The 17,751-nt window shown below is 75.8% G+C and carries 16 protein-coding genes; 6 read left to right on the forward strand and 10 right to left on the reverse strand.

All coding sequences use genetic code 11. From position 1 onward, the window contains the following. A partial coding sequence (locus tag K7862_RS33310; protein WP_222968830.1) for an AAA family ATPase occupies nucleotides 1–859 on the forward strand: 859 nt, incomplete at its 5' end. Here K7862_RS33310 and K7862_RS33315 read toward each other — a convergent pair. Next, nucleotides 829–3,153 (reverse strand): hypothetical protein, encoded by a 2,325-nt coding sequence (locus K7862_RS33315; protein ID WP_222968832.1) that lies wholly within the window; start codon nucleotides 3,151–3,153, stop codon nucleotides 829–831. The genes K7862_RS33310 and K7862_RS33315 overlap by 31 nt on opposite strands. A 341-nt stretch (nucleotides 3,154–3,494) precedes the next feature. Between K7862_RS33315 and K7862_RS33320 the strand changes: the two genes are divergently transcribed. Together K7862_RS33320 and K7862_RS33325 are read left to right on the forward strand one after the other, a co-directional pair. Next, nucleotides 3,495–4,343, forward strand: coding sequence for a DeoR/GlpR family DNA-binding transcription regulator (locus K7862_RS33320; protein ID WP_222968834.1), 849 nt, complete (start codon nucleotides 3,495–3,497; stop codon nucleotides 4,341–4,343). A gap of 87 nt (nucleotides 4,344–4,430) precedes the next feature. Then, the gene (locus K7862_RS33325) at nucleotides 4,431–4,910 is read left to right on the forward strand and encodes an SRPBCC family protein (protein WP_308012329.1); all 480 of its coding nucleotides are present in this window, start codon (nucleotides 4,431–4,433) and stop codon (nucleotides 4,908–4,910) included. Nucleotides 4,911–5,002: 92 nt separating this feature from the next. On the opposite strand, the gene K7862_RS33330 is transcribed toward K7862_RS33325, so the two are convergent. The 5 genes from K7862_RS33330 to K7862_RS33350 form a co-directional block, all read right to left on the reverse strand. Beyond that, complete coding sequence (locus K7862_RS33330; RefSeq protein ID WP_222968837.1) at nucleotides 5,003–5,464, reverse strand: hypothetical protein; 462 nt, start codon at nucleotides 5,462–5,464, stop codon at nucleotides 5,003–5,005. A 200-nt stretch (nucleotides 5,465–5,664) separates the two neighbouring features. Next, complete coding sequence (locus K7862_RS33335; RefSeq protein ID WP_222968839.1) at nucleotides 5,665–6,375, reverse strand: hypothetical protein; 711 nt, start codon at nucleotides 6,373–6,375, stop codon at nucleotides 5,665–5,667. A gap of 5 nt (nucleotides 6,376–6,380) precedes the next feature. Further along, entirely contained in the window at nucleotides 6,381–7,067 is a 687-nt protein-coding gene (locus K7862_RS33340) for a cytochrome b/b6 domain-containing protein (RefSeq protein ID WP_372461717.1), read from the reverse strand. Beyond that, on the reverse strand, nucleotides 7,048–7,806 hold the full coding sequence (locus tag K7862_RS33345; RefSeq protein WP_222968842.1) for a molybdopterin-dependent oxidoreductase: 759 nt from the start codon (nucleotides 7,804–7,806) through the stop codon (nucleotides 7,048–7,050). The genes K7862_RS33340 and K7862_RS33345 overlap by 20 nt, the downstream gene beginning before the upstream one ends. Before the next feature lie 53 nt (nucleotides 7,807–7,859). Continuing rightward, nucleotides 7,860–8,672, reverse strand: a complete 813-nt coding sequence (locus K7862_RS33350) for an alpha/beta fold hydrolase (RefSeq protein ID WP_222968887.1) — start codon at nucleotides 8,670–8,672, stop codon at nucleotides 7,860–7,862. Nucleotides 8,673–8,932: 260 nt separating this feature from the next. Between K7862_RS33350 and K7862_RS33355 the strand changes: the two genes are divergently transcribed. Further along, the gene (locus K7862_RS33355; protein WP_222968844.1) at nucleotides 8,933–10,273 is read left to right on the forward strand and encodes an aminotransferase-like domain-containing protein; all 1,341 of its coding nucleotides are present in this window, start codon (nucleotides 8,933–8,935) and stop codon (nucleotides 10,271–10,273) included. A gap of 210 nt (nucleotides 10,274–10,483) precedes the next feature. Further along, entirely contained in the window at nucleotides 10,484–10,987 is a 504-nt protein-coding gene (locus K7862_RS33360) for an ATP-binding protein (RefSeq protein WP_222968846.1), read from the forward strand. A 158-nt stretch (nucleotides 10,988–11,145) separates the two neighbouring features. Here the strand turns inward: K7862_RS33360 and K7862_RS33365 are convergent, their stop codons facing one another. From K7862_RS33365 to K7862_RS33380, 4 genes are all read right to left on the reverse strand, one after another. Beyond that, nucleotides 11,146–13,707, reverse strand: coding sequence for an FtsX-like permease family protein (locus K7862_RS33365; protein ID WP_222968847.1), 2,562 nt, complete (start codon nucleotides 13,705–13,707; stop codon nucleotides 11,146–11,148). Then, the gene (locus K7862_RS33370) at nucleotides 13,704–14,591 is read right to left on the reverse strand and encodes an ABC transporter ATP-binding protein (protein WP_222968849.1); all 888 of its coding nucleotides are present in this window, start codon (nucleotides 14,589–14,591) and stop codon (nucleotides 13,704–13,706) included. The genes K7862_RS33365 and K7862_RS33370 overlap by 4 nt, the downstream gene beginning before the upstream one ends. Next, on the reverse strand, nucleotides 14,588–14,893 hold the full coding sequence (locus tag K7862_RS33375) for an SHOCT domain-containing protein (protein ID WP_222968851.1): 306 nt from the start codon (nucleotides 14,891–14,893) through the stop codon (nucleotides 14,588–14,590). The genes K7862_RS33370 and K7862_RS33375 overlap by 4 nt, the downstream gene beginning before the upstream one ends. Nucleotides 14,894–15,146: 253 nt before the next feature. Then, a complete protein-coding gene (locus K7862_RS33380; RefSeq protein WP_222968853.1) occupies nucleotides 15,147–16,382 on the reverse strand; it encodes an ROK family protein in 1,236 nt (411 codons plus the stop codon). Between the two features lie 17 nt (nucleotides 16,383–16,399). On the opposite strand from K7862_RS33380, the gene K7862_RS33385 reads away from it, so the two are divergent. After that, the gene (locus K7862_RS33385) at nucleotides 16,400–17,725 is read left to right on the forward strand and encodes an MFS transporter (protein WP_222968855.1); all 1,326 of its coding nucleotides are present in this window, start codon (nucleotides 16,400–16,402) and stop codon (nucleotides 17,723–17,725) included. The last annotated feature ends 26 nt before the right edge of the window (nucleotides 17,726–17,751 follow it).

Below are 17,751 nucleotides of genomic sequence, written 5' to 3' on the forward strand. Positions count from 1 at the left end.
GCAGCGGCCCGGGGCGGCGGAGCAGGCCCTGGTGCCGGAGCCGCCCGCCCGCACCGGTGACGAGGTACTCGCCGCCCTCGACGCGCTGGTGGGCCTGGAGGGCGTCAAGCGCGAGGTGCGCACCCTGATCGACCTGATCTCGGTGGGCCGCCGGCGGGAGAAGGCCGGCCTCAAGGCGCCCTCGCCGCGCCGCCATCTGGTCTTCACCGGCTCCCCCGGCACCGGCAAGACCACGGTGGCCCGCCTCTACGGCGAGATCCTCGCGTCGCTGGGGGTGCTGGAACGCGGCCACCTGGTCGAGGTCTCGCGCGTCGACCTGGTCGGCGAGCACATCGGGTCCACGGCCATCCGCACCCAGGAGGCGTTCGACCGGGCCCGCGGCGGCGTGCTGTTCATCGACGAGGCGTACGCGCTGGCCCCCGAGGACGCCGGCCGCGACTTCGGGCGCGAGGCGATCGACACGCTGGTGAAGCTGATGGAGGACCACCGCGAGGCGGTGGTCGTGATCGTGGCCGGCTACACGGCGGAGATGGAGCGCTTCCTCGCCTCCAACCCCGGTGTGGCGTCACGTTTCTCACGCACCATCACCTTCGGCGACTACACCTCCGCGGAACTGCTGCGGATCGTCGAGGCACAGGCGGCCGAGCACGAGTACCGGCTCGGCGAGGACACCGGCGAGGCGCTGCTGAAGTTCTTCACCGCGATGCCCAAGGGCCCGGCGTTCGGCAACGGCCGCGCGGCGCGCCAGACGTTCGAGGCGATGATCGAGCGGCACGCGGTGCGGCTGGCGCACGTCGACGAGCCGACGCACGAGGAACTGCTGCTGCTCTACCCGGAGGATCTGCCCGAACTGCCCTGAGCGGGAACGCCCTTGGGGCCGGGCAGCCGGGCCAGCAGCAGGGCGCGCTGCTCGGCGAACGCCGGGTCGGCCTGGAAGTCCGAGTGCCCCAGGATCGGTTCGGGCAGCGGGTGGGCGAGGCTGCGCCCGTAGGCGGCCGGGTCCAGCAGCGGGCCGCAGTCGACCGGCGCGTCGGGAGAACTGATGCCGACCGGGCCGCCGATCGGGTCGGTGCGCCGCCACAGGTTGCTCCAGATGTGCATGTCGTCGTGCAGGTCCCGCAGCCGCGCGGTGCCGAAGTGGGCCGGGAACCAGCGGCCGTAGAGCCGGGCCAGCGGGCAGCCGTAGGTGAGCAGCGCCACCCGGCCGCGCACCGCGGGGTCGAGCTGCCAGACCGCGGCGGCCGCGAGCACACTGCCCTGCGAGTGCCCGGAGATGATGATCCGGCCGCCGGTGGCCTGCGTCCACGACGCCATCCGCCAGCTCAGGTCGGGCACGGCCCGCTCGGCGTAGCAGGGCGGCGCGAACGGGTGGGCGGCGCGCGGCCAGAACGTGCCGACGTCCCACAGGATGCCGACGGTCCGCCGCGCGGACGGGTCCCGGTAGGCGCGGCGGCCCAGTGCGACGAGCGCCACCACACCCGCGCCGACCAGCCACGAGCCGAGCGACTGCGCCGCGCCGGCCGGTCCCCGCAGCACCCGCGGGGCGTCCGCGGCCACGTCCACCGGAGTGCCGCCGCCGGCCCACGCGCCGGCGACCGCGCCGCCCCCGAGCGCGAAGGCCGCCGCGCAGACCACGGCGACCAGCATCGGCGCGGAGTCGGTGAGTCCGGCGCGCGCCACGGCCCGGGCGATCTGCCGGGTGCGCGATGCGTGGTGCTCCTCGTGCGGGTAGGACTGCTCGACCTCGTGCCGCAGGGTGTGCTCCCGGCGGCGCAGCCGGGCCGCCAGCGCGGCACCGCCGAGCGCGAGCAGGGCCAGCACGGCCGGGATGACCGACGCCTCCCAGGTGAGCACCGCGGGCGGGCCGACCAGGGGACTGCCGTGTTCACCGGGCGTCCGGCCGCCGTCGAGCCAGTCCGCGGTGCGCTGCGCGACCCCGCCGGTGAGCACCCCGCCGAGGGCGCAGCCCAGGAGGGCGACGGCCGGGCCGGCGAGTCCGCGCAGCGCCACGCCGCAGTCCTCGAAGTCCGGCGGCGGTGCGCGGTGCAGCAGCACGGCGCACGCGGCCAGCGCGGCGACCAGGGCGCCCTGGCACACGGTGACCGCGGAGAACGCCTGCGCGGACGGCAGCCGCCCGTCGGAGGCCCACCCGGGCCGGCTCCACGCGCCGTACACGGCGGCCGCGGCGACGGTGCCGGTGGAGCCGGCCAGCAGCAGCCGGGTCGTGCGGTGGTCGGGGGTGTCGTCGAGGCCGGTCTCGGCCCGGTCGGCGTGGCACACCACCCCGGTCGCCAGCGCCGCCAGCGCGACCAGCGCGGCCGTCAGCGCCCAGCCCGCGGCCCGCAGCACGACCCCGCCGTGCGCCCGGTCGAAGGACAGGGCGGGTACGCACAGAGCGGTGGTCACGGTGAGCAGTCCGGCCGCGGTGTGGGCGGTGCGCAGCCGGGCCACGGACCGGCGGCCGTACCAGAAGCCGGGCAGGGCCAGCGGCGGGGTGCCGGGCGGGGGCGGCCCGGGCCGCGTCGCGGGGCGCTGCGACTCGTAGGCGTACCAGGTGCGGTGGGACAGCCACCACAGCACCGCGATCAGGGTCAGCGGCGCCGCGGCGGCGAGCGCGAGACGGCGGCCGGGCTGACTCCACCACCCGTGGTGCCCGGCGGCGGCGAAGCCCAGCCAGGACCGGTCCCGGGCGCAGGCCGCACGGCCCGCGCACTGCCAGCCGACGATGTCGAGGGTGACCTCGCAGACGGCGGCGACGAGCAGCACCGTGAGGGTGAGGGCGAGCAGCCGGACCACCAGTTCGTAGCCGCGGGCCAGACGGGTCCGCAGCGACGGCGGGCGCATCCAGTGCGCCAGGTTGGTGACCATGAACGGGAGGAGCAGCAGCCACAGGGCCCGACTGCCGTTGCCGGAGGTGAGGTTGGACCAGCAGTACGCCTCCTGGACCGGTTCGTCGCCCTGCCGCCCGGGGTGCTGCTCGGCGTCGGCGTCGCAGGAGCGGCGGTGGATCCCGGCGGTGTCGTCACCGGCGAGGCGCACGGTGCGCGGGTCGCCGAGCATCTGCTGGGGTGTGGTGCCGCCGACGCCGTGGACGAGGAGTTCGAGGGCGAGGGGGGTCGTGACGCGCGGCCCGGCGTCCCGTTCGGTGCTCACCGGTGGCCCCCTTGCCGGTCGGTCCTCCTGCGCTGTGCCTCCGCGGTCCGCCTCGCAGCCCGGGTAGCCGCCGCGGCGTCCCGGGTGCCGGCCCTCCGTCGGGGGCCCTCGCTCCTTCTGCGGTGGTGCCCGCGCCGGGGTCCGCCGAACCGCCGCCCCGCCACCGCGCGGAACGTGGCGCGATCACACCGCCCGGGATCGCCCGCGGGTACCGGCCCGACGTGCGCCGTACACCTGACGGCCCCCACGTGGAAGGATGGCCCGGAGCACGCCGGCGCCGGTCACGGTGACTGCCCGGCGGGCGCACTGACCACAACGACACGGACGGGACGGGGTCACGGGTGAGCGACAACCAGAACCTCCTCGCGGAACAGCGGCGGGCCCTGATTCTGGACGAGGTGCGGCGGCGCGGTGGCGTACGCGTCAACGAGCTGACCCGGCGGCTGAACGTCTCCGACATGACGGTGCGCCGCGACCTGGACGCGCTCGCCCGGCAGGGCGTCGTGGAGAAGGTGCACGGCGGCGCGGTGCCCGTGGTGGAGGCGAGCAGCCACGAGCCGGGCTTCGAGGCGAAGTCCGCGCTGGAACTGGGCGCCAAGGAGGCCATCGCCCGGGCCGCGGCGGCCCTCGTGCCGCCCGGCAGCGCGATCGCGCTGGCCGGCGGCACCACCGCCTTCGCCCTGGCCCACCATCTGCTGGACGTTCCGGACCTGACGGTGGTCACCAACTCGGTCCGCGTCGCGGACGTCTTCCAGTCCGGGCAGCGGCGCCCCGGCAACGGGCACGGCGAGGCGACCGCCACCGTCGTGATCACCGGCGGGGTGCGCACGCCGTCCGAGACGCTGGTCGGCCCGGTGGCGGACCGGGCGATCCAGTCCCTCCACTTCGACCTGCTGTTCCTGGGCGTCCACGGCATCTCGGTGGAGGCCGGCCTCTCCACGCCCAACCTCGCCGAGGCGGAGACCAACCGGCAGTTCGTGCGGTCGGCCCGGCGCGTGGTGGTCATCGCCGACCACACCAAGTGGGGCACGGTGGGCCTGAGTTCGTTCGCGTCGCTGGAGGACGTGGACACCCTGGTGACGGACGCGGGCATTCCCGAGGTGCTGCGCGCGGAGATCGCCGAGCACCTCTCCGACCTCATCGTGGCGGGTGAGCCGCCGGCCGAGAACGGTGGCCCGGGCGAGATGTGACGGTCGCGCCGGCCGGCCCTGGAGTGCCGGACAGGACGGCGTTCAGAGCCGGTTGCGGGCCGGCGCCGAGGGCGTACGCTGCCGCTCATGGCCCGCCTGAAGCACCGACTGCGCCCTGTGGGACCGGAGTTCCTGGACACTGCCCCGCTGCGGCTGGCCTTCACCGCCGCGATCGCCGCCGCGCCCCGGGACGTGCACCACGCACTCGCCGAGGACACCGAGGGGTGGACGCAGTGGTTCGCCCCGGTCACCCATGCCGGGCCCACCCCTGAGGGGCGGAGCATCGGGCTGGCCGGCGGCCTGCGGTTCGAGGAGACCGTGCTGCTCTCGGAGCCGCCCCGGCGGTACGTCTACCGCGCGGACGCCACGAACCGGCCGGGCCTGCGGGCGATGGCCGAGGAGTGGCGTGTGGCACCGGCGGCCGGCGGCAGCCTCGTGCAGTGGACGGTCGCCGTCGATCCCGGCCCGGCCGCCGCGCTCGCCCTGCGGGTGGCCGCCCCGGCGCTGCGCACGTCCTTCCGCCGGGCGATGCAGCGGCTCGACCTCAGGCTGGCGACCCGCGCGTGAGGCGGTGATCCGCGGACGTTCCTCTCCGGGCGGGCGGTCCGCGCGGGTGTTCTGTGTTGACGTCCCGTCACATCACCGCGTCGTCACCGAGTTCACTGCCCCGCGGAGCCGGTGGAACCGGTCAGGGTCGCCACCGGCGCGGGTACGGCGGCGCCGTTGTGGCCCCACCCTCCGCCGCTGACCAGCGACCAGGCCCGTCCGGGCGACAGCAGGATCAGCACCACCAGCACGGCGAGGATCACGCCGATCGCGCCGCGCACCAAACGCCTGCGGGCCAGGCGGCGTTCGGCTTCGTCGGTGGTGCCGGACCGCCAGCCGTGCGGCGCGGCGCGCACCGGGCCGCGCCCGCGCCTCCCGAAGCGGCCGCGGGGCGCCTCGGCCGCCGCCTTCTCGTCCTCCTCGCGCAGCCGCCGCGCGACGATCCGCGCCCGCGCGGAGGGCTCCTTGGGCGCCGTGGCACGGATGTCGCGTTCACTGTCCGCGAGGAACCGGTCCCAGACGTCGTCCGGCACGGGCGGCTCGCCCTCGGGGAGTGGAGAGGAATCGGTGGTCACGGTCCGCGCTTTCGTCTCGTCCGGCCGGGGAACGACGGATCGTGCGGCCCCCGTCGCCGGTGGATCTTCGACCCGGGCCACTATTACCGGTCGAACGCATGAGCTTACAAGTCCGCTTCCCGGCGACCCCCGGAGATCCCCGTCCGCGCCCGGCCCGTCTCACCACGCCCGGCCACGCCCGCGGCGCCGCCCGCCCCTCCTCAGCGGTATTCGGCCAGCCGCGGGCGCACTCCCAGCAGCACCAGGACCGCCGCGGCGCCGAGGACCCCGGCGGGCACCGCCGGCCAGCCGTCGAGCGCGGCACGGGCATCGGACGCGCGGGTGGTGAAGCCGGTCAACTGGCCCTGGGCCAGACGGTCGAGCGTGGTGGCGAAGTCCCAGAAGTCGAAGGCCACGTCTCCGCGCCCCACTTCGGTGAGGACCGTGGCGCCCTCGTCGATGTTCCCCGCGTTCTTCAGCGAGCGCAGCCGTGTGTCGTCGGCACGGAAGCGGCGGTAGCGGACGGCCACGTCCTGGTACGCGGCCCGTTCCCCGGCGGTGGCCCGGCCGTCGGGCGCGAGCAGGGTGTCGAGCCGCGAGGTCAGCCGCCCGAACTCCGCCTGGTCGCCCGCGCCGAAGGCGGCGTCGTGCACGAACCACCGGCTCTCCGAAGCGGCCGCCTCCGCGGCCACGGCCCGCGCCTCGGCCAACCGGGTCCACGGGCGCAGTCCCCGGCCGACGGCGTCCACGGCGGACGCGCCGGCGCTGAGCGACAGCGTGCCGGCCAGCGTCACCGCGATCACCGCCGCGGTGCCGAGGGCCACCGCGGGATTGACCGACCGCCGGTAGTCGCGGGCGAGTTCGCGCTGCCACCACAGCAGGAAGCCGAGCGTGAGCGCGCCGAGACCGCCGAGCGCCAGGGCCCAGCGCACCGAGGCTATTCGGGCCGGGACCCCGTCAGGGGACCGGGGCCGGGGTCGGCGCCGGTGGGCGGGGCGGGCGGCTCGGGCCGCCACAGCGCGTGCTCCTCACGGGCCCACCAGCGCGGCACATGGCCGGTGCGCAGGCCGCGCCGGGCCTCCGGGTCCTTGCTGGCGAGGTAGACGTGGCCGGTGATCACCACGCCGATGAGCAGCGCCAGCCAGTCGTGCACGAAGGTGGCCCCGGTGCGCCACACCAGAGGCGACAGCCGGGGGAACCACATCAGCAGCCCGGTGCCGATCATGACCAGCACGGCGCCCACGGTGAACGCGGCGAACAGCTTCTGTCCCGCGTTGAACTTGCCGGCCAGGCTCGGCTGCCGCCTGCGGGTGCGGACCAGGGCGCGCAGCCAGCGCCAGTCGTGCGGGAAGAACCGGCCGAGGCGTCCCGCGTCGGCCCGGAACGCACGCGAGACCAGTCCGGCGACGATCGGGACCGGCAGCAGGATCCCGGACCACTCGTGCACGGTCACCACCAGCCGGCGGCGGCCGACGATCTCGGCCAGCGGCGGGAAGTACAGGCAGGCCGCGGTGAGGACGCAGACGACCATCAGGCAGTTCAGCGAGCGGTGCACCCAGGTCTCGGCGCGGGTGAAGCGGCGCAGTCCGGTGACGGCCCGCGACTCATGAAGTCGGGTCATCATGGCGGCCGTTCGACCTGCCCACCCATCCGTCGACGTCATAGCCGTAGTGCTCCCAGTAGCCGGGTTGGACGTCCTTGGTGACCGTGATGCCGGACAGCCACTTGGCGGACTTGTAGAAGTACATGGGCGCCGCGTAGAGCCGGACCGGGCCGCCGTGGGCGGCGGTGACGGGTTTGTCGTTCATGGTGAGCGCCACCAGCATGTCAGGGCGCCGGGCCTGGTCGAGGGTGAGGCTCTCGGTGTAGACGCCGTCGAAGCAGCTGAAGCGGATCGCGGTGCCCTGGGCCCGCACCCCTGCCGCGTCGAGCAGGGCGGACAGCCGGACACCGGAGAAGGCGGTGTGCGGGACGCGCCAGCCGGTGACGCACTGCACGTCGCGCACCAGCCGGGTCTGCGGCAGGGCGCGCAGGTCGGACAGCCGGTAGGAGAAGGGCCTGTCGACCAGCCCGTCGATCCGCAGGCGGTAGTCGCTCTCGCCGCGGTGCGGGATCGAGTCCGACACCGAGTAGAAGCGGAATCCGCCGCCGCCCGGCAGCAGACCGGTGACGCCGGTGGGGTCCTTGGCGCTGACCGACGCCAGCACGTTGTCCAGGGTGCCCTGGACGGCGCCGCCCACGCCGACCCCGAGCGCGCCGAGCCCCAGCATGCCCAGGACGACGCGACGCCCGACGGGCGTGCCGCGGCCGTGCTCGGGATCGGGTTCCCCGGCCGTCGGGACCGCGCGCGTGCTGGTGTCCATGGCTCTGATTCGAGCACGCTCCGGTCCCGCTGACCAGGGCCTGCGGGGTTGCGTCAGGAATTCGTCACATCTTCGGCGGTCTCCCGTGCGGCCACGGTCGCCAGCAGGCCGGCCAGCGCCCGGTCGAACTCCGCCGGGCGCTCCAGGTTCGGCAGGTGGCCCGCGCCCTCGATCACCGCGAGGCCGGCGCCGGGGATCCGCTCGTGCAGGTACCGGGCGTCGGCGACCGGGGTGAAGGCGTCGTCGCGGCCCACGACGACCAGGGCCGGAACCGCGATCCGCGGGAGCGTCGGGGTGTAGTCGGGCCGTTCCGCCCGCCCGCGCAGGGCCGCGGCGGCGCCCTCCGGTGAGGTGCGCAGCATCATGCGGAGCACGTGCCCGGCGACTTCCGGCAGCTCGCGGACGTTGGCGGGGGTGATCATCGAGTCCAGGACGGAGTGTGCGTACCCGGCCATGCCCTCGCGCAGCAGGGTGTCCGCGCGGGCGTTGCGCTCGGCGTGCCCCTCGGGGGTCTCGCCCTGCGCGAAGGTGTCGGCGAGGACCAGGCCGGCCACCCGCCCGGGGAACAGCCGGTGGAACTCCATGACGATCTGCCCGCCCATGGACAGCCCGCAGAGGGTGGCCCGCCGCACGCCGAGGTGGTCGAGGAGCGCGGCGATGTCCCGGGCGAAGGTCTCCAGCGGGGTGGTCCCGGGGACCACGGTGGTCTCGCCGTAGCCACGCAGGTCCGGCACGACGACGCGCAATCGCTCGCCGAACGTGCGCAGTTGGGGCGCCCACATCGTCCGGTCGAAGGGGTGGCCGTGCACCAGCACCAGCGTCCCCCCGGACGCCGGGCGCCCCTCCCCGGTGTCCTCGTATCCCATGGTGATCCCGTTCAGCTGCACGCTGCCCACCTGCGTCCATCCCCTCTCGCGCTCGGCAACTCGATGCTAGGGATGGCATGTTGGCGGTGCAATCCCTATATTGACCTCGGTGCAATGTGCGTGACGTGCACCGCTTCCGCCCGGCAGGGCGCACGACGTCCGGCGGGTCACCGGCGCCCGGTCGCGTACGGCAGGTCGCGTACGGCAGGTCGCGGCGGGCCGCGCGGGAGGCGCACAGCACGGCAGAGGGGAGTCGGATCGTGCGGGACTACCGGCGGGTGGCCGACATGGTGGCCGCCGAGATCGCCGCGGGCCGGCTGCGGCCCGGCGACCGGCTGCCCACACAGCGGGCGTTCGCCCGCCGTCACGGCATCGCCGACTCGACGGCCGGCCGGGTCTACGGCGAACTGACCCGGCGCGGCCTGGTGGTCGGCGAGGTGGGGCGGGGCACGTTCGTGCGCGCGGCTCCCCCGGCTGCCGGTCCGGCCCTGGCGGAACCCACGCCCAGCCGTGTCGACCTCGAGCTCAACCATCCCGTCGTGGACGGCCAGTCGGCCCTGCTGGGGGCGGGCCTGGCCCGGCTGTCGCGGCCCGACGTGCTGGACGCGGCCCTGCGCCCGGCCGGCGCGTCCGGCACGACGGCGGCCCGCGACGCGGTGGCCGCGACGCTCGCCGGCGACGGCTGGACGCCCGATCCCGCCGCGGTCCTCTTCGCCGGCAACGGCCGGCAGGCGATCGCCGCCGCCCTGGCCGCCCTGGTCCCCGCGGGCGGTCGCCTGGGCGTCGAGGCGTTCACCTTTCCCGTCGTGAAGGCGCTGGCGGCGCGGCTCGGCATCGTCCTGGTGCCGCTGGCCTGCGACACCCAGGGCCTGCGCGCGGACGCCCTGCTCGCCGCCCACCGCGACGCGCCCCTGGCGGCGGTGTACCTCCAGCCGACCCTGCACAACCCGCTGACGGTGACGATGCCCGCCGCCCGGCGGGCGGAACTGGCCGCCGCGCTGTGCGAGACGGGCCTGACCGCGGTGGAGGACGCCGTCTGGTCCTTCATGCACGACTCCGCCCCGCCGCCGCTGGCCGCGCACGCGCCGGGGAACGTGATCCTCGCCGACAGCCTGTCCAAGCGCCTGGCGCCGGGTCTGACCCTGGGGTTCGCGGTCACCCCGCCGCATCTCGCCGACCGGATGTCGGCAGCCCTGCGCTCGGGCGCCTGGACGACCACCGGCTTCGCCCTGGAAGCGGCCACCGGCTGGCTCACCGACGGCACCGCGGAGACGATCGCCGCGGCCAAGCGGGCCGACGCCGCGGAGCGCCGGCGGATCGCCGGCGAGACCCTCGCCGGGTTCACCCTGCGCGCCGATCCGCGGGCGTACTTCTGCTGGTGGGAGCTGCCGGAGCCGTGGCGCGCCGACACCTTCGTGGCCGCCGCGGGCCGCCGGGGCATCGCGGTCACGCCTGCCGCCTCGTTCACCGTCGGTCCGCACCGGGCGCCCAACGCGATCCGGGTCGGTCTCGCCTCCGCGCCGCCGGCCGTTCTGCGCCGGGCCCTGACCGTGCTGGCCGGGCTGGCGCGGACCGCGCCGGAGGACGTGGCACCGGAGTGAACCCCGGGCGCGGCCCCCCAGGTCGCACGCCGTACGCGACGAGTTGCGGTCCGTGTCGCGGGGGTTCACTCTGGAGACGCATCACGGAGTACTGCAGCAGTCACTCTACGCATTCTCGCTCAGGTGTTCCCATCGGAGCGGCACTCTGGCCCGGCCCGCGACAGAACGCGGTGACCGGCCCATGCCGCGGAGGGAGTCGCAGCCGTGATCATGCAAGCCGACCAAGCCGATCCAGCGGCCCGGGAGTGTGCCCTCGAACTCGAGGCGCACCCGTACCGGATCCAGCAGATCCGGCGCATCGTGTCCGCCCAGCTGCGCTACTGGCGCCTCGACCCGCTCATCGACGCGGCGTCGACCGGCATCAGCGAACTTCTCGCCAACGTTCACCGGCACGCCAAGCCCGACAAGCAGTGCGCGGTGAAGCTGTCCCTGGCGGCCGACCGCCTCCTGGTGGCCGTCGCCGACCACGACACGCGGCTGCCGCACATGCAGCCGGTCGAGCCCACCGCCACCACCGGGCGCGGTCTGACGATGGTCGAGGCGATGAGTGACAGCTGGGGCACCGACCTGCTGCCCGACGACGGCGGCAAGGTGGTGTGGTTCGTCCTGCGCACCCCGGTTCCGGCCCCGGCCCTGGTCCCGCTGAAGACCGCGGCCGTGCCCGTCGAGCGAACCGCCCCCGACCGGATCGCCGTCGCGGCCTCGGTCGCCTGATCCGGCGCCGGCAGACCGGCCGCCGCCTCCCCTTCACGGGGAGGCGGCGGCTTGTCGTGCGGCTCCCCGTGAAGGGGAGGCGGCGGCCCGTCCCGTGGGAGGCGCAGGGACGGCCCGGAGCGCCGGTGCCGAGCACCCGACGGGGCCTCAGCCGCCACTCACTCCGCGGCGACGGCCCGCAGCACGTCCAGCCGCGCCGCCCGCCGCGCGGGCCGCCAGCCGGCCAGCACGCCCGCCGCGACCCCGACCAGCACCACGACGGCCAGCGACCCGAGCGGGATCGCGAACGCGCCCGTTCCGTCGGTGTCCGAGGCCCGTGTCAGCGCCCAGCCGAGGAAGGTGCCGAGGCCCAGTCCGCCCGCGGTGCCGAACGCGGCCACCACGACCGACTCCCAGCGCACCATCGCCCGCAGTTGGGCGCGGGTCTGGCCGACGGCCCGCAGCAGCCCCAGCTCCCTGGTGCGCTCGTGCACGGCCAGCGTCAGGGTGTTGGCGATGCCCAGCAGCGCGATGAGCACGGCCAGCGCCAGCAGCGCGTACACCAGCGTCAGGAAGGTGTCGATGCCGGCCGCGGAGGACACCGCGTACTCGCTCTTCGTCCGCACCTCCGGCGACCCGAAGGGCACCACCGCCCTCTCCACGGCGGCCTTGCCGGCCGAGGTGGTCACACCGGGCCGGAAGGCGACGGCGACCAGCGTGTCCTTGTCCTGGACGTGGTGCGGGGCCCAGGCGGCCCGCGTCATCAGGTAGTCGCCCGCGAGGCCGGCCTGCCCGTACACGGCGCCGACGGTGAACGGCACGTGGCGGCCGTCGGCGAAGGCCAGCGTGACGCGCGAGCCGGGCGCCCAGTGGTGCTTGTCCGCTTCGGAGCGCGAGACGGCGACGGCCTGCGTGCCGAGATGCGCGAGGTCGCCGTCCACGCCGCCCAGGTCGAGCAGCCGGGACAGGGCGGCCGGGTCGGTCACCGTCAACCGGCGCCCGTGCCCGTCCACTTCTGCGACCCCGCGGCCGAGCCCCACCGCGTCCCGCACCTCGGGCAGCCGGGCCAGGGTGGGCGCGATGGCCGGGCTCAGCCCGCTGCCGCCGGCCCCGTACACCGGAACGCTGATCGCCACGTCCCCGGCGAAGGACCGGTCGACGGTGCGGTTCAGCGACGCCTTCATGGACGCGCCGAGGACCGCGAACAGCGACACCACCGCGACCCCGATCATCAACGCGGTCGCGGTCGCCGCCGTCCGCCTGGGGCTGCGCAGGGCGTTGCGGCGGGCGAGCGAGCCGGTGACGCCGCGCAGCCGGCTGACCGGCGCGCCGAGCACGCGGACCGCCACCGACGAGGCGACCGGGCCGAGCGCCACGAACGCGGCCACGGTGAGCACCGCGCCCACGCCGCTCAACGGCAGGCTGTGCCGGGCCACTCCGAGCACCGAGACGCCGGCTCCGGCCGCGGCGGTGACGGCCCCTACGGCGACGCGCCGCCCGGAGACCCGCGGGCTTTCGGCCGCGCTGTCGCGCAGTGCGGCGAGCGGCGCGGTACGCCCGGCCCGCACGGCCGGCACGAGCGCCGAGCCGACGCAGACGAGGAGGCCGACGGCCAGCGGGACAGCCAGGGCGGTGGCCCGGATGACCAGCGGTCCCTTCGGGAAGGGGAAGCCGACCGCCGGGAACAGCGCCTGCAGCCCGGCGGCGATGGCGATGCCGCCGAGCAGTCCGGCCAGCGACGCCGCTACGGCCACCACCGCGGCTTCGGCGAGGGCCGCCCCCAGCACCTGGCGGCGGCTCGCGCCCAGTGCCCGGAGCAGGGCGTTCTCCCGGGTGCGCTGTGCCACGACGATCGCGAAGGTGTTGTGGATGCTGAACGTGGCGACCAGCAGCGCGATCCCGGCGAAGACGACCAGCAGGCCGGTGAAGATCTTCAGGAAGGGCCCGGCGGTCGCGTTCTCGGTCTCGTCGCTCGCCTGGGTGCCGGTGATCGCCTCGTAGTGCGCGGGCAGGACCCTGGCGACCCGCCGGGTCAGCTGCCGCTGCCCGATGCCGGGCTCCGCACGGACCTTGAGGGTGGTCGCCTCCCCCGGCCGCGGCATCAGGTAGCGCTCGGCGTCGGCGCTCGTGAGCCCGGTGAAGGTGGTCTGGCCCTCGCCGTCCTCGCCGCCGAAGGTGGCGACGCCCACGATGGTGATCCGCACCGGGTCGGGGGTCCGCAGCAGGGTGCTGTCGCCCACCTTCAGGCCGGCCTTCCGCGCCGCGTCGCGGTTGACGACGGCCTGGCCCGGCGCCGCCGGGGCGTGCCCCTCCACGAGCTTGTAGGGGTTGAGCCGGGCATCGCCGATCCAGTTCGCGGCGACGGTGGGGCCCTTGGTGTCCAGCGTGCTCCCGTCCCGGGACACCAGTTGTCCCGCGCCCTCGATGTCAGGGGCGACGGCGGCGACGCCCGGCACCCGCCGGACGGCGGCGGCCAGACTGGTGGGCACCGGTTCCCTGGCGCCCTGGCCCTGCCCGGCGCTGATCGCGTCGGCACCGCGGACGACCGTGTCGGTGCCGCTGTCGGCGTCGGCGAAGAGGGTGCCGAACGAGGCTCTGAGGGTGTCCCCCATGACCATCGTCCCGGCGAGGAACGCCACGCCGAGGAACACGGCGACGACGGTGCCGGCGAACCGGCGTTTGTGGGCGCGCAGACCGGCGGCGCCCAGGCGCACGGACGCGCGGCTGCTGGTGGCGCTCATGCGGGCGCACCTCCGCGACGCCTGTCGCCGCCGCCGTCCCGCGGGCCGGCCGGGTGGTCCTGGCGCCGTCCGTCGAACGCCTTCATCCGGTCCAGCACGCGGCCCGCGGTGGGCGCCGTCATCCGGTCGACGAGCCGGCCGTCGGCGAGGAAGACCACCTCGTCGGCGTGGGCGGCCGCGCCGGGGTCGTGGGTGACCATCACGACGGTGCGGCCCATGTCGCGCACCGCCCGGCCGAGCAGGTCGAGCACCTCGCCGCCGGAGCGGGAGTCGAGGTTGCCGGTGGGTTCGTCGGCGAAGACGACGTCGGGGCGCCCGGCCAGCGCGCGGGCCACGGCGACGCGCTGCTGCTGCCCGCCGGACAGCTCGCCCGGCCGGTGCAGCAGCCGCTCCCCCAGGCCGACGACGTCGACCAGCGCTTCCACCCACTCCCGGTCGGGGCGGCGGCCGGCGAGGTCGATGGGCAGGGTGATGTTCTCGGCGACGGTCAGCGTCGGCACCAGGTTGAAGGACTGGAAGACGAAGCCGATGCGCTCGCGCCGCAGCAGGGTCAGCTGCCGGTCGCCGAGCGAGCCGAGCTCGGTCCCGCCGATGTACGCGGCGCCGGAGGTCAGGGTGTCCAGGCCGGCGGCGCAGTGCATCAGGGTGGACTTCCCCGAGCCGGACGGGCCCATGATCGCGGTGAACCGGCCGGCCGGGAAGCCGACGCTCACACCGTCCAGGGCGCGCACGGCGGCGTCGCCGCTGCCGTAGACCTTGGTGGCGCCCTCGACCCGGGCGGCCGCCGTACCGTCGGGGGGCACGGCGGTTCCGGCGGAACGGCCGCCGTCGCCCGCGGTGTCCCGGGGGCCGGTGGACCTCAGCGGTCCCGCGGGGCGGCTCATACCCCGCCTCCCTTGCCGCCGCGCAGGTCACCGCGGATGTCACGGCTGAAGTGCTCCTCCAGCACCGACATCCGCCGCCAGTACTCCTCCTCGTCGATCTCGCCCGCGGCGAACCGCCGGCCGAGCACGGCGATGGGCGAGTGCTCGTTGGCCGTGCTCCGCTGCTGCCACGGCCCGCCGCGTCCGCGCCACCCGCTGCGGCGCACGAAGGTGATCACCGCCGCGACGGCGAACACCCAGATCAGCGGGAAGAACAGAATCCACGGGCCGGGCCCGCCGTCGTGCCACGCCAGGGTGGTCATCGCTCGTCATCTCCTCGGTCGGTGCCGGTTTCTCCGACACCACCGAGCCTGGCTTCACGGCGCGTTCCGGTCGTCGTACGGCCAGCGGCACCTGTGCTGCTCCGGCGGGAGTAGACGGCCGGGCGCGGGCTGCTCCTCCCGCGGGTGACCGCCCGGGGACGGCACGGCGCCGCCCGGCGCGGTCTCGGCGGGGGCCGCGGCGGGCCGCCGCCGCCCGGACGGTTCGCACGGGCGGCGGCAGCGGGGACCGGCGTCAGACCGCGGGCTGCCCGCCGAGCACCGCGAGCGGGTCGTCCAGCACCGGCTGCCACGCCAACTCGGCCGCTCCGACGAGGCTGTTGTGGTCCAGCGCGCAGGCCAGCAGCGGGACGCTGCCGCTGCGTCCCCACAGGCTGCGGTCGGCGACCACGGCCCGCAGCCGTTCCGGGTCGGCGTCCAGGAGGTGGCGGTGCAGCCCGCCGAGCAGGATCCGGTCGGGGTTGAGCACGTTGACGAGACCGGCGAGACCGCGGCCGAGCCGGTCGATGAGCACGTGCGCGGCCGCACGGACGGCCGGGTCGCCGTACTCCTCGCGGAGCAGGTCGCGTCCCTGCTGCAGCAGTGAGATCTCCGGGCCGGGCGTGCGCCCGGTGGCCTCGACGAAGGCCAGCGGGTCGGCCTCGACGTCCAGGCAGCCGCGGCTGCCGCAGTGGCAGGGCCGTCCGTCCGGCTCCACCGTGAGGTGGCCGACCTCCAGCGCGAGGCCCGAACTCCCGGTGTGCAGACGCCCGTCGAGCACCAGCGCACCGCCGACACCGCGGTGCCCGGAGGCGACCACGAGCAGGTGCTGGGCGCCGCGCCCGGCGCCGTGCCGGTGCTCGGCGAGAGCCGCCACGTTGACGTCGTTGCCCACGAAGGACGGCACCGGAAGGCCGTCCGGGCCGACGATGCCCGCCCGCGCGATCTCGCCCGCGAACACCTCGCGGACGGGCGCGCCGGCCGGCCACGCCAGGTGCAGCGGGTTGAGCGCGGTGCCCTCGGGTTCCGCGACGGCGGACGGCACCGCGAGCCCGGCGCCGACGCACACCCGCCCCGAGGCCCGCAGCAGTTCGGCCCCGGCGTCGACGACCGCGCCGAGGACGTGCGCCGGATCGGCGGGCACGGTCATGCTGCCCGGCGCGGTGGCCACCAGTTCGCCGCCGAGCCCGACCAGCGCGGCGCGGAAGCCGTCGGCGTGCACCTGGGCGGCGAGCGCGACGGGACCGCCGGGCGCGACCGCGAGCCGGTGCGAGGGCCGGCCCTGCGCGCCGGAGGGTCCGGTGGGCCGGGTGTCGACCCGGATCAGGCCGAGCGCCTCCAGTTCCGCGGCGACGGCGCCGGCCGTCGCCCGGGTCACCCCGAGTTCCGCGGTCAGGACCGCCCGGGTCGCGGCGCGGCCGGTGTGCACCAGCGAGAGCGCGGGGCCGAGCGCGCCCCGGCCCCGCTCAAGCCTTGTCCGAATCTGTGTCACCCCTCTATTCTGACTTTGTGCCGACGCTAAACAAAATAGGGACAGCGCTGTCCCGATCCCACCACACTCCGCCCGCCGATCCCGCCCTCCGCCGACTGCGCATCGCCCTGACGGTGTTCTTCGCCGTCGACGGCTTCCTGTTCGCCGGCTGGGTCGTCCGCATTCCGGCCATCAAGGCCCAGGTCGGGGCGTCCGCCGGGCAACTGGGACTGGCGCTGCTCGGGGTGTCGGCAGGAGCCGTGGCCACCATGCTGCTCACCGGGCGGCTGTGCCGGGTGTTCGGCAGCGACCGGGTCACCGTGGCCACCGGCGTCATGCTCTCGTTCAGCATCGCCCTGCCGCCCCGCACCCATTCGGCCCTGGCCCTCGGCCTGGTCCTGCTCTGCTTCGGCATCTCCTACGGCGGCCTGAACGTCGCGATGAACAGCGTCGCCGTCGACCTCGTGGCGGCGCTGCGCCGCCCGGTGATGTCCAGCTTCCACGCCGCCTACAGCCTGGGCGGCCTGCTCGGCTCGGCCACCGGCGGCCTGCTCGCCCCCCATCTCTCCCCCGCCACCCACCTGTTGCTGCTCACGCCGGTCGGGCTGCTGGCCGTCGTCCTGGCCGGCCGGGTCCTGCTGGCCCAGCCGCTGCGCCGGCCCGGCGCGGAACCGGTGCCGGCCGCGGCCGGCCCCTCGGCGCCGGCCTCCCCGACGGTGCGGAGCAAGGCCGCGGCGACGGCGACCGCTCGCGCCGGGAGCCGCCGCGACGCACCCGCCCGAGCGGCGACGACCACCGCGAACGGCAGCCGGACCGGCGTGCTCGTGGCCGTCTTCGGCCTGATCGCCGCCTGCACCGCCTACGGCGAGGGCGCTCTCGCCGAGTGGGGGCCGCTGCACATCCAGCAGGACCTGCACGCCGGTCCGGGCATCGCGGCGGCCGGCTACTCGGCGGTGACCCTGGCGATGACGCTGGGGCGGTTGTCCGGCACGGCCCTGCTGGAGCGCCTCGGCCAGACCCGGGCGCTGATCCTGGGGGGCCTCACCGCCTGCGCGGGCATGCTGGTCGCCGCGCTGACGCCGTATCTCGCGCTGGTCATGGCCGGCTTCGCGCTCACCGGCCTGGGCCTGGCGAACCTCTTCCCGACCGCGATCGCCCGCGCCGGGGAGCTGACCGGCCCCAGCGGCGTCGCCGCCGCCTCCACCCTCGGCTACGGCGGGATGCTCCTCGGCCCGCCCTCGATCGGCTTCCTCACCGACGCCTTCGGCCTGCCCACGGCGCTCACCACGGTGGCCGCGCTGGCAGCGGTCGCGGCCGTGATCGCGTACTCGGTGCGCAACAGCGGGGTCCGCCAGGCCGGTTGACCGGTTCGGGCGCCGGGGTGTGCGGA

This window comes from Actinacidiphila acidipaludis, from assembly GCF_019890725.1.
Classification (GTDB): Bacteria; Actinomycetota; Actinomycetes; order Streptomycetales; family Streptomycetaceae; genus Actinacidiphila; species Actinacidiphila acidipaludis.

Coding starts and splice junctions, on each gene's coding strand:
- K7862_RS33325 (WP_308012329.1), top strand. CDS start 4,431: ATGGCCCGCCTGAAGCACCGACTGCGCCCTGTGGGACCGGAGTTCCTG.
- K7862_RS33340 (WP_372461717.1), bottom strand. CDS start 7,067: ATGATGACCCGACTTCATGAGTCGCGGGCCGTCACCGGACTGCGCCGC.
- K7862_RS33345 (WP_222968842.1), bottom strand. CDS start 7,806: ATGGACACCAGCACGCGCGCGGTCCCGACGGCCGGGGAACCCGATCCC.
- K7862_RS33350 (WP_222968887.1), bottom strand. CDS start 8,672: ATGGGATACGAGGACACCGGGGAGGGGCGCCCGGCGTCCGGGGGGACG.
- K7862_RS33360 (WP_222968846.1), top strand. CDS start 10,484: ATGCAAGCCGACCAAGCCGATCCAGCGGCCCGGGAGTGTGCCCTCGAA.
- K7862_RS33365 (WP_222968847.1), bottom strand. CDS start 13,707: ATGAGCGCCACCAGCAGCCGCGCGTCCGTGCGCCTGGGCGCCGCCGGT.
- K7862_RS33370 (WP_222968849.1), bottom strand. CDS start 14,591: ATGAGCCGCCCCGCGGGACCGCTGAGGTCCACCGGCCCCCGGGACACC.
- K7862_RS33375 (WP_222968851.1), bottom strand. CDS start 14,893: ATGACCACCCTGGCGTGGCACGACGGCGGGCCCGGCCCGTGGATTCTG.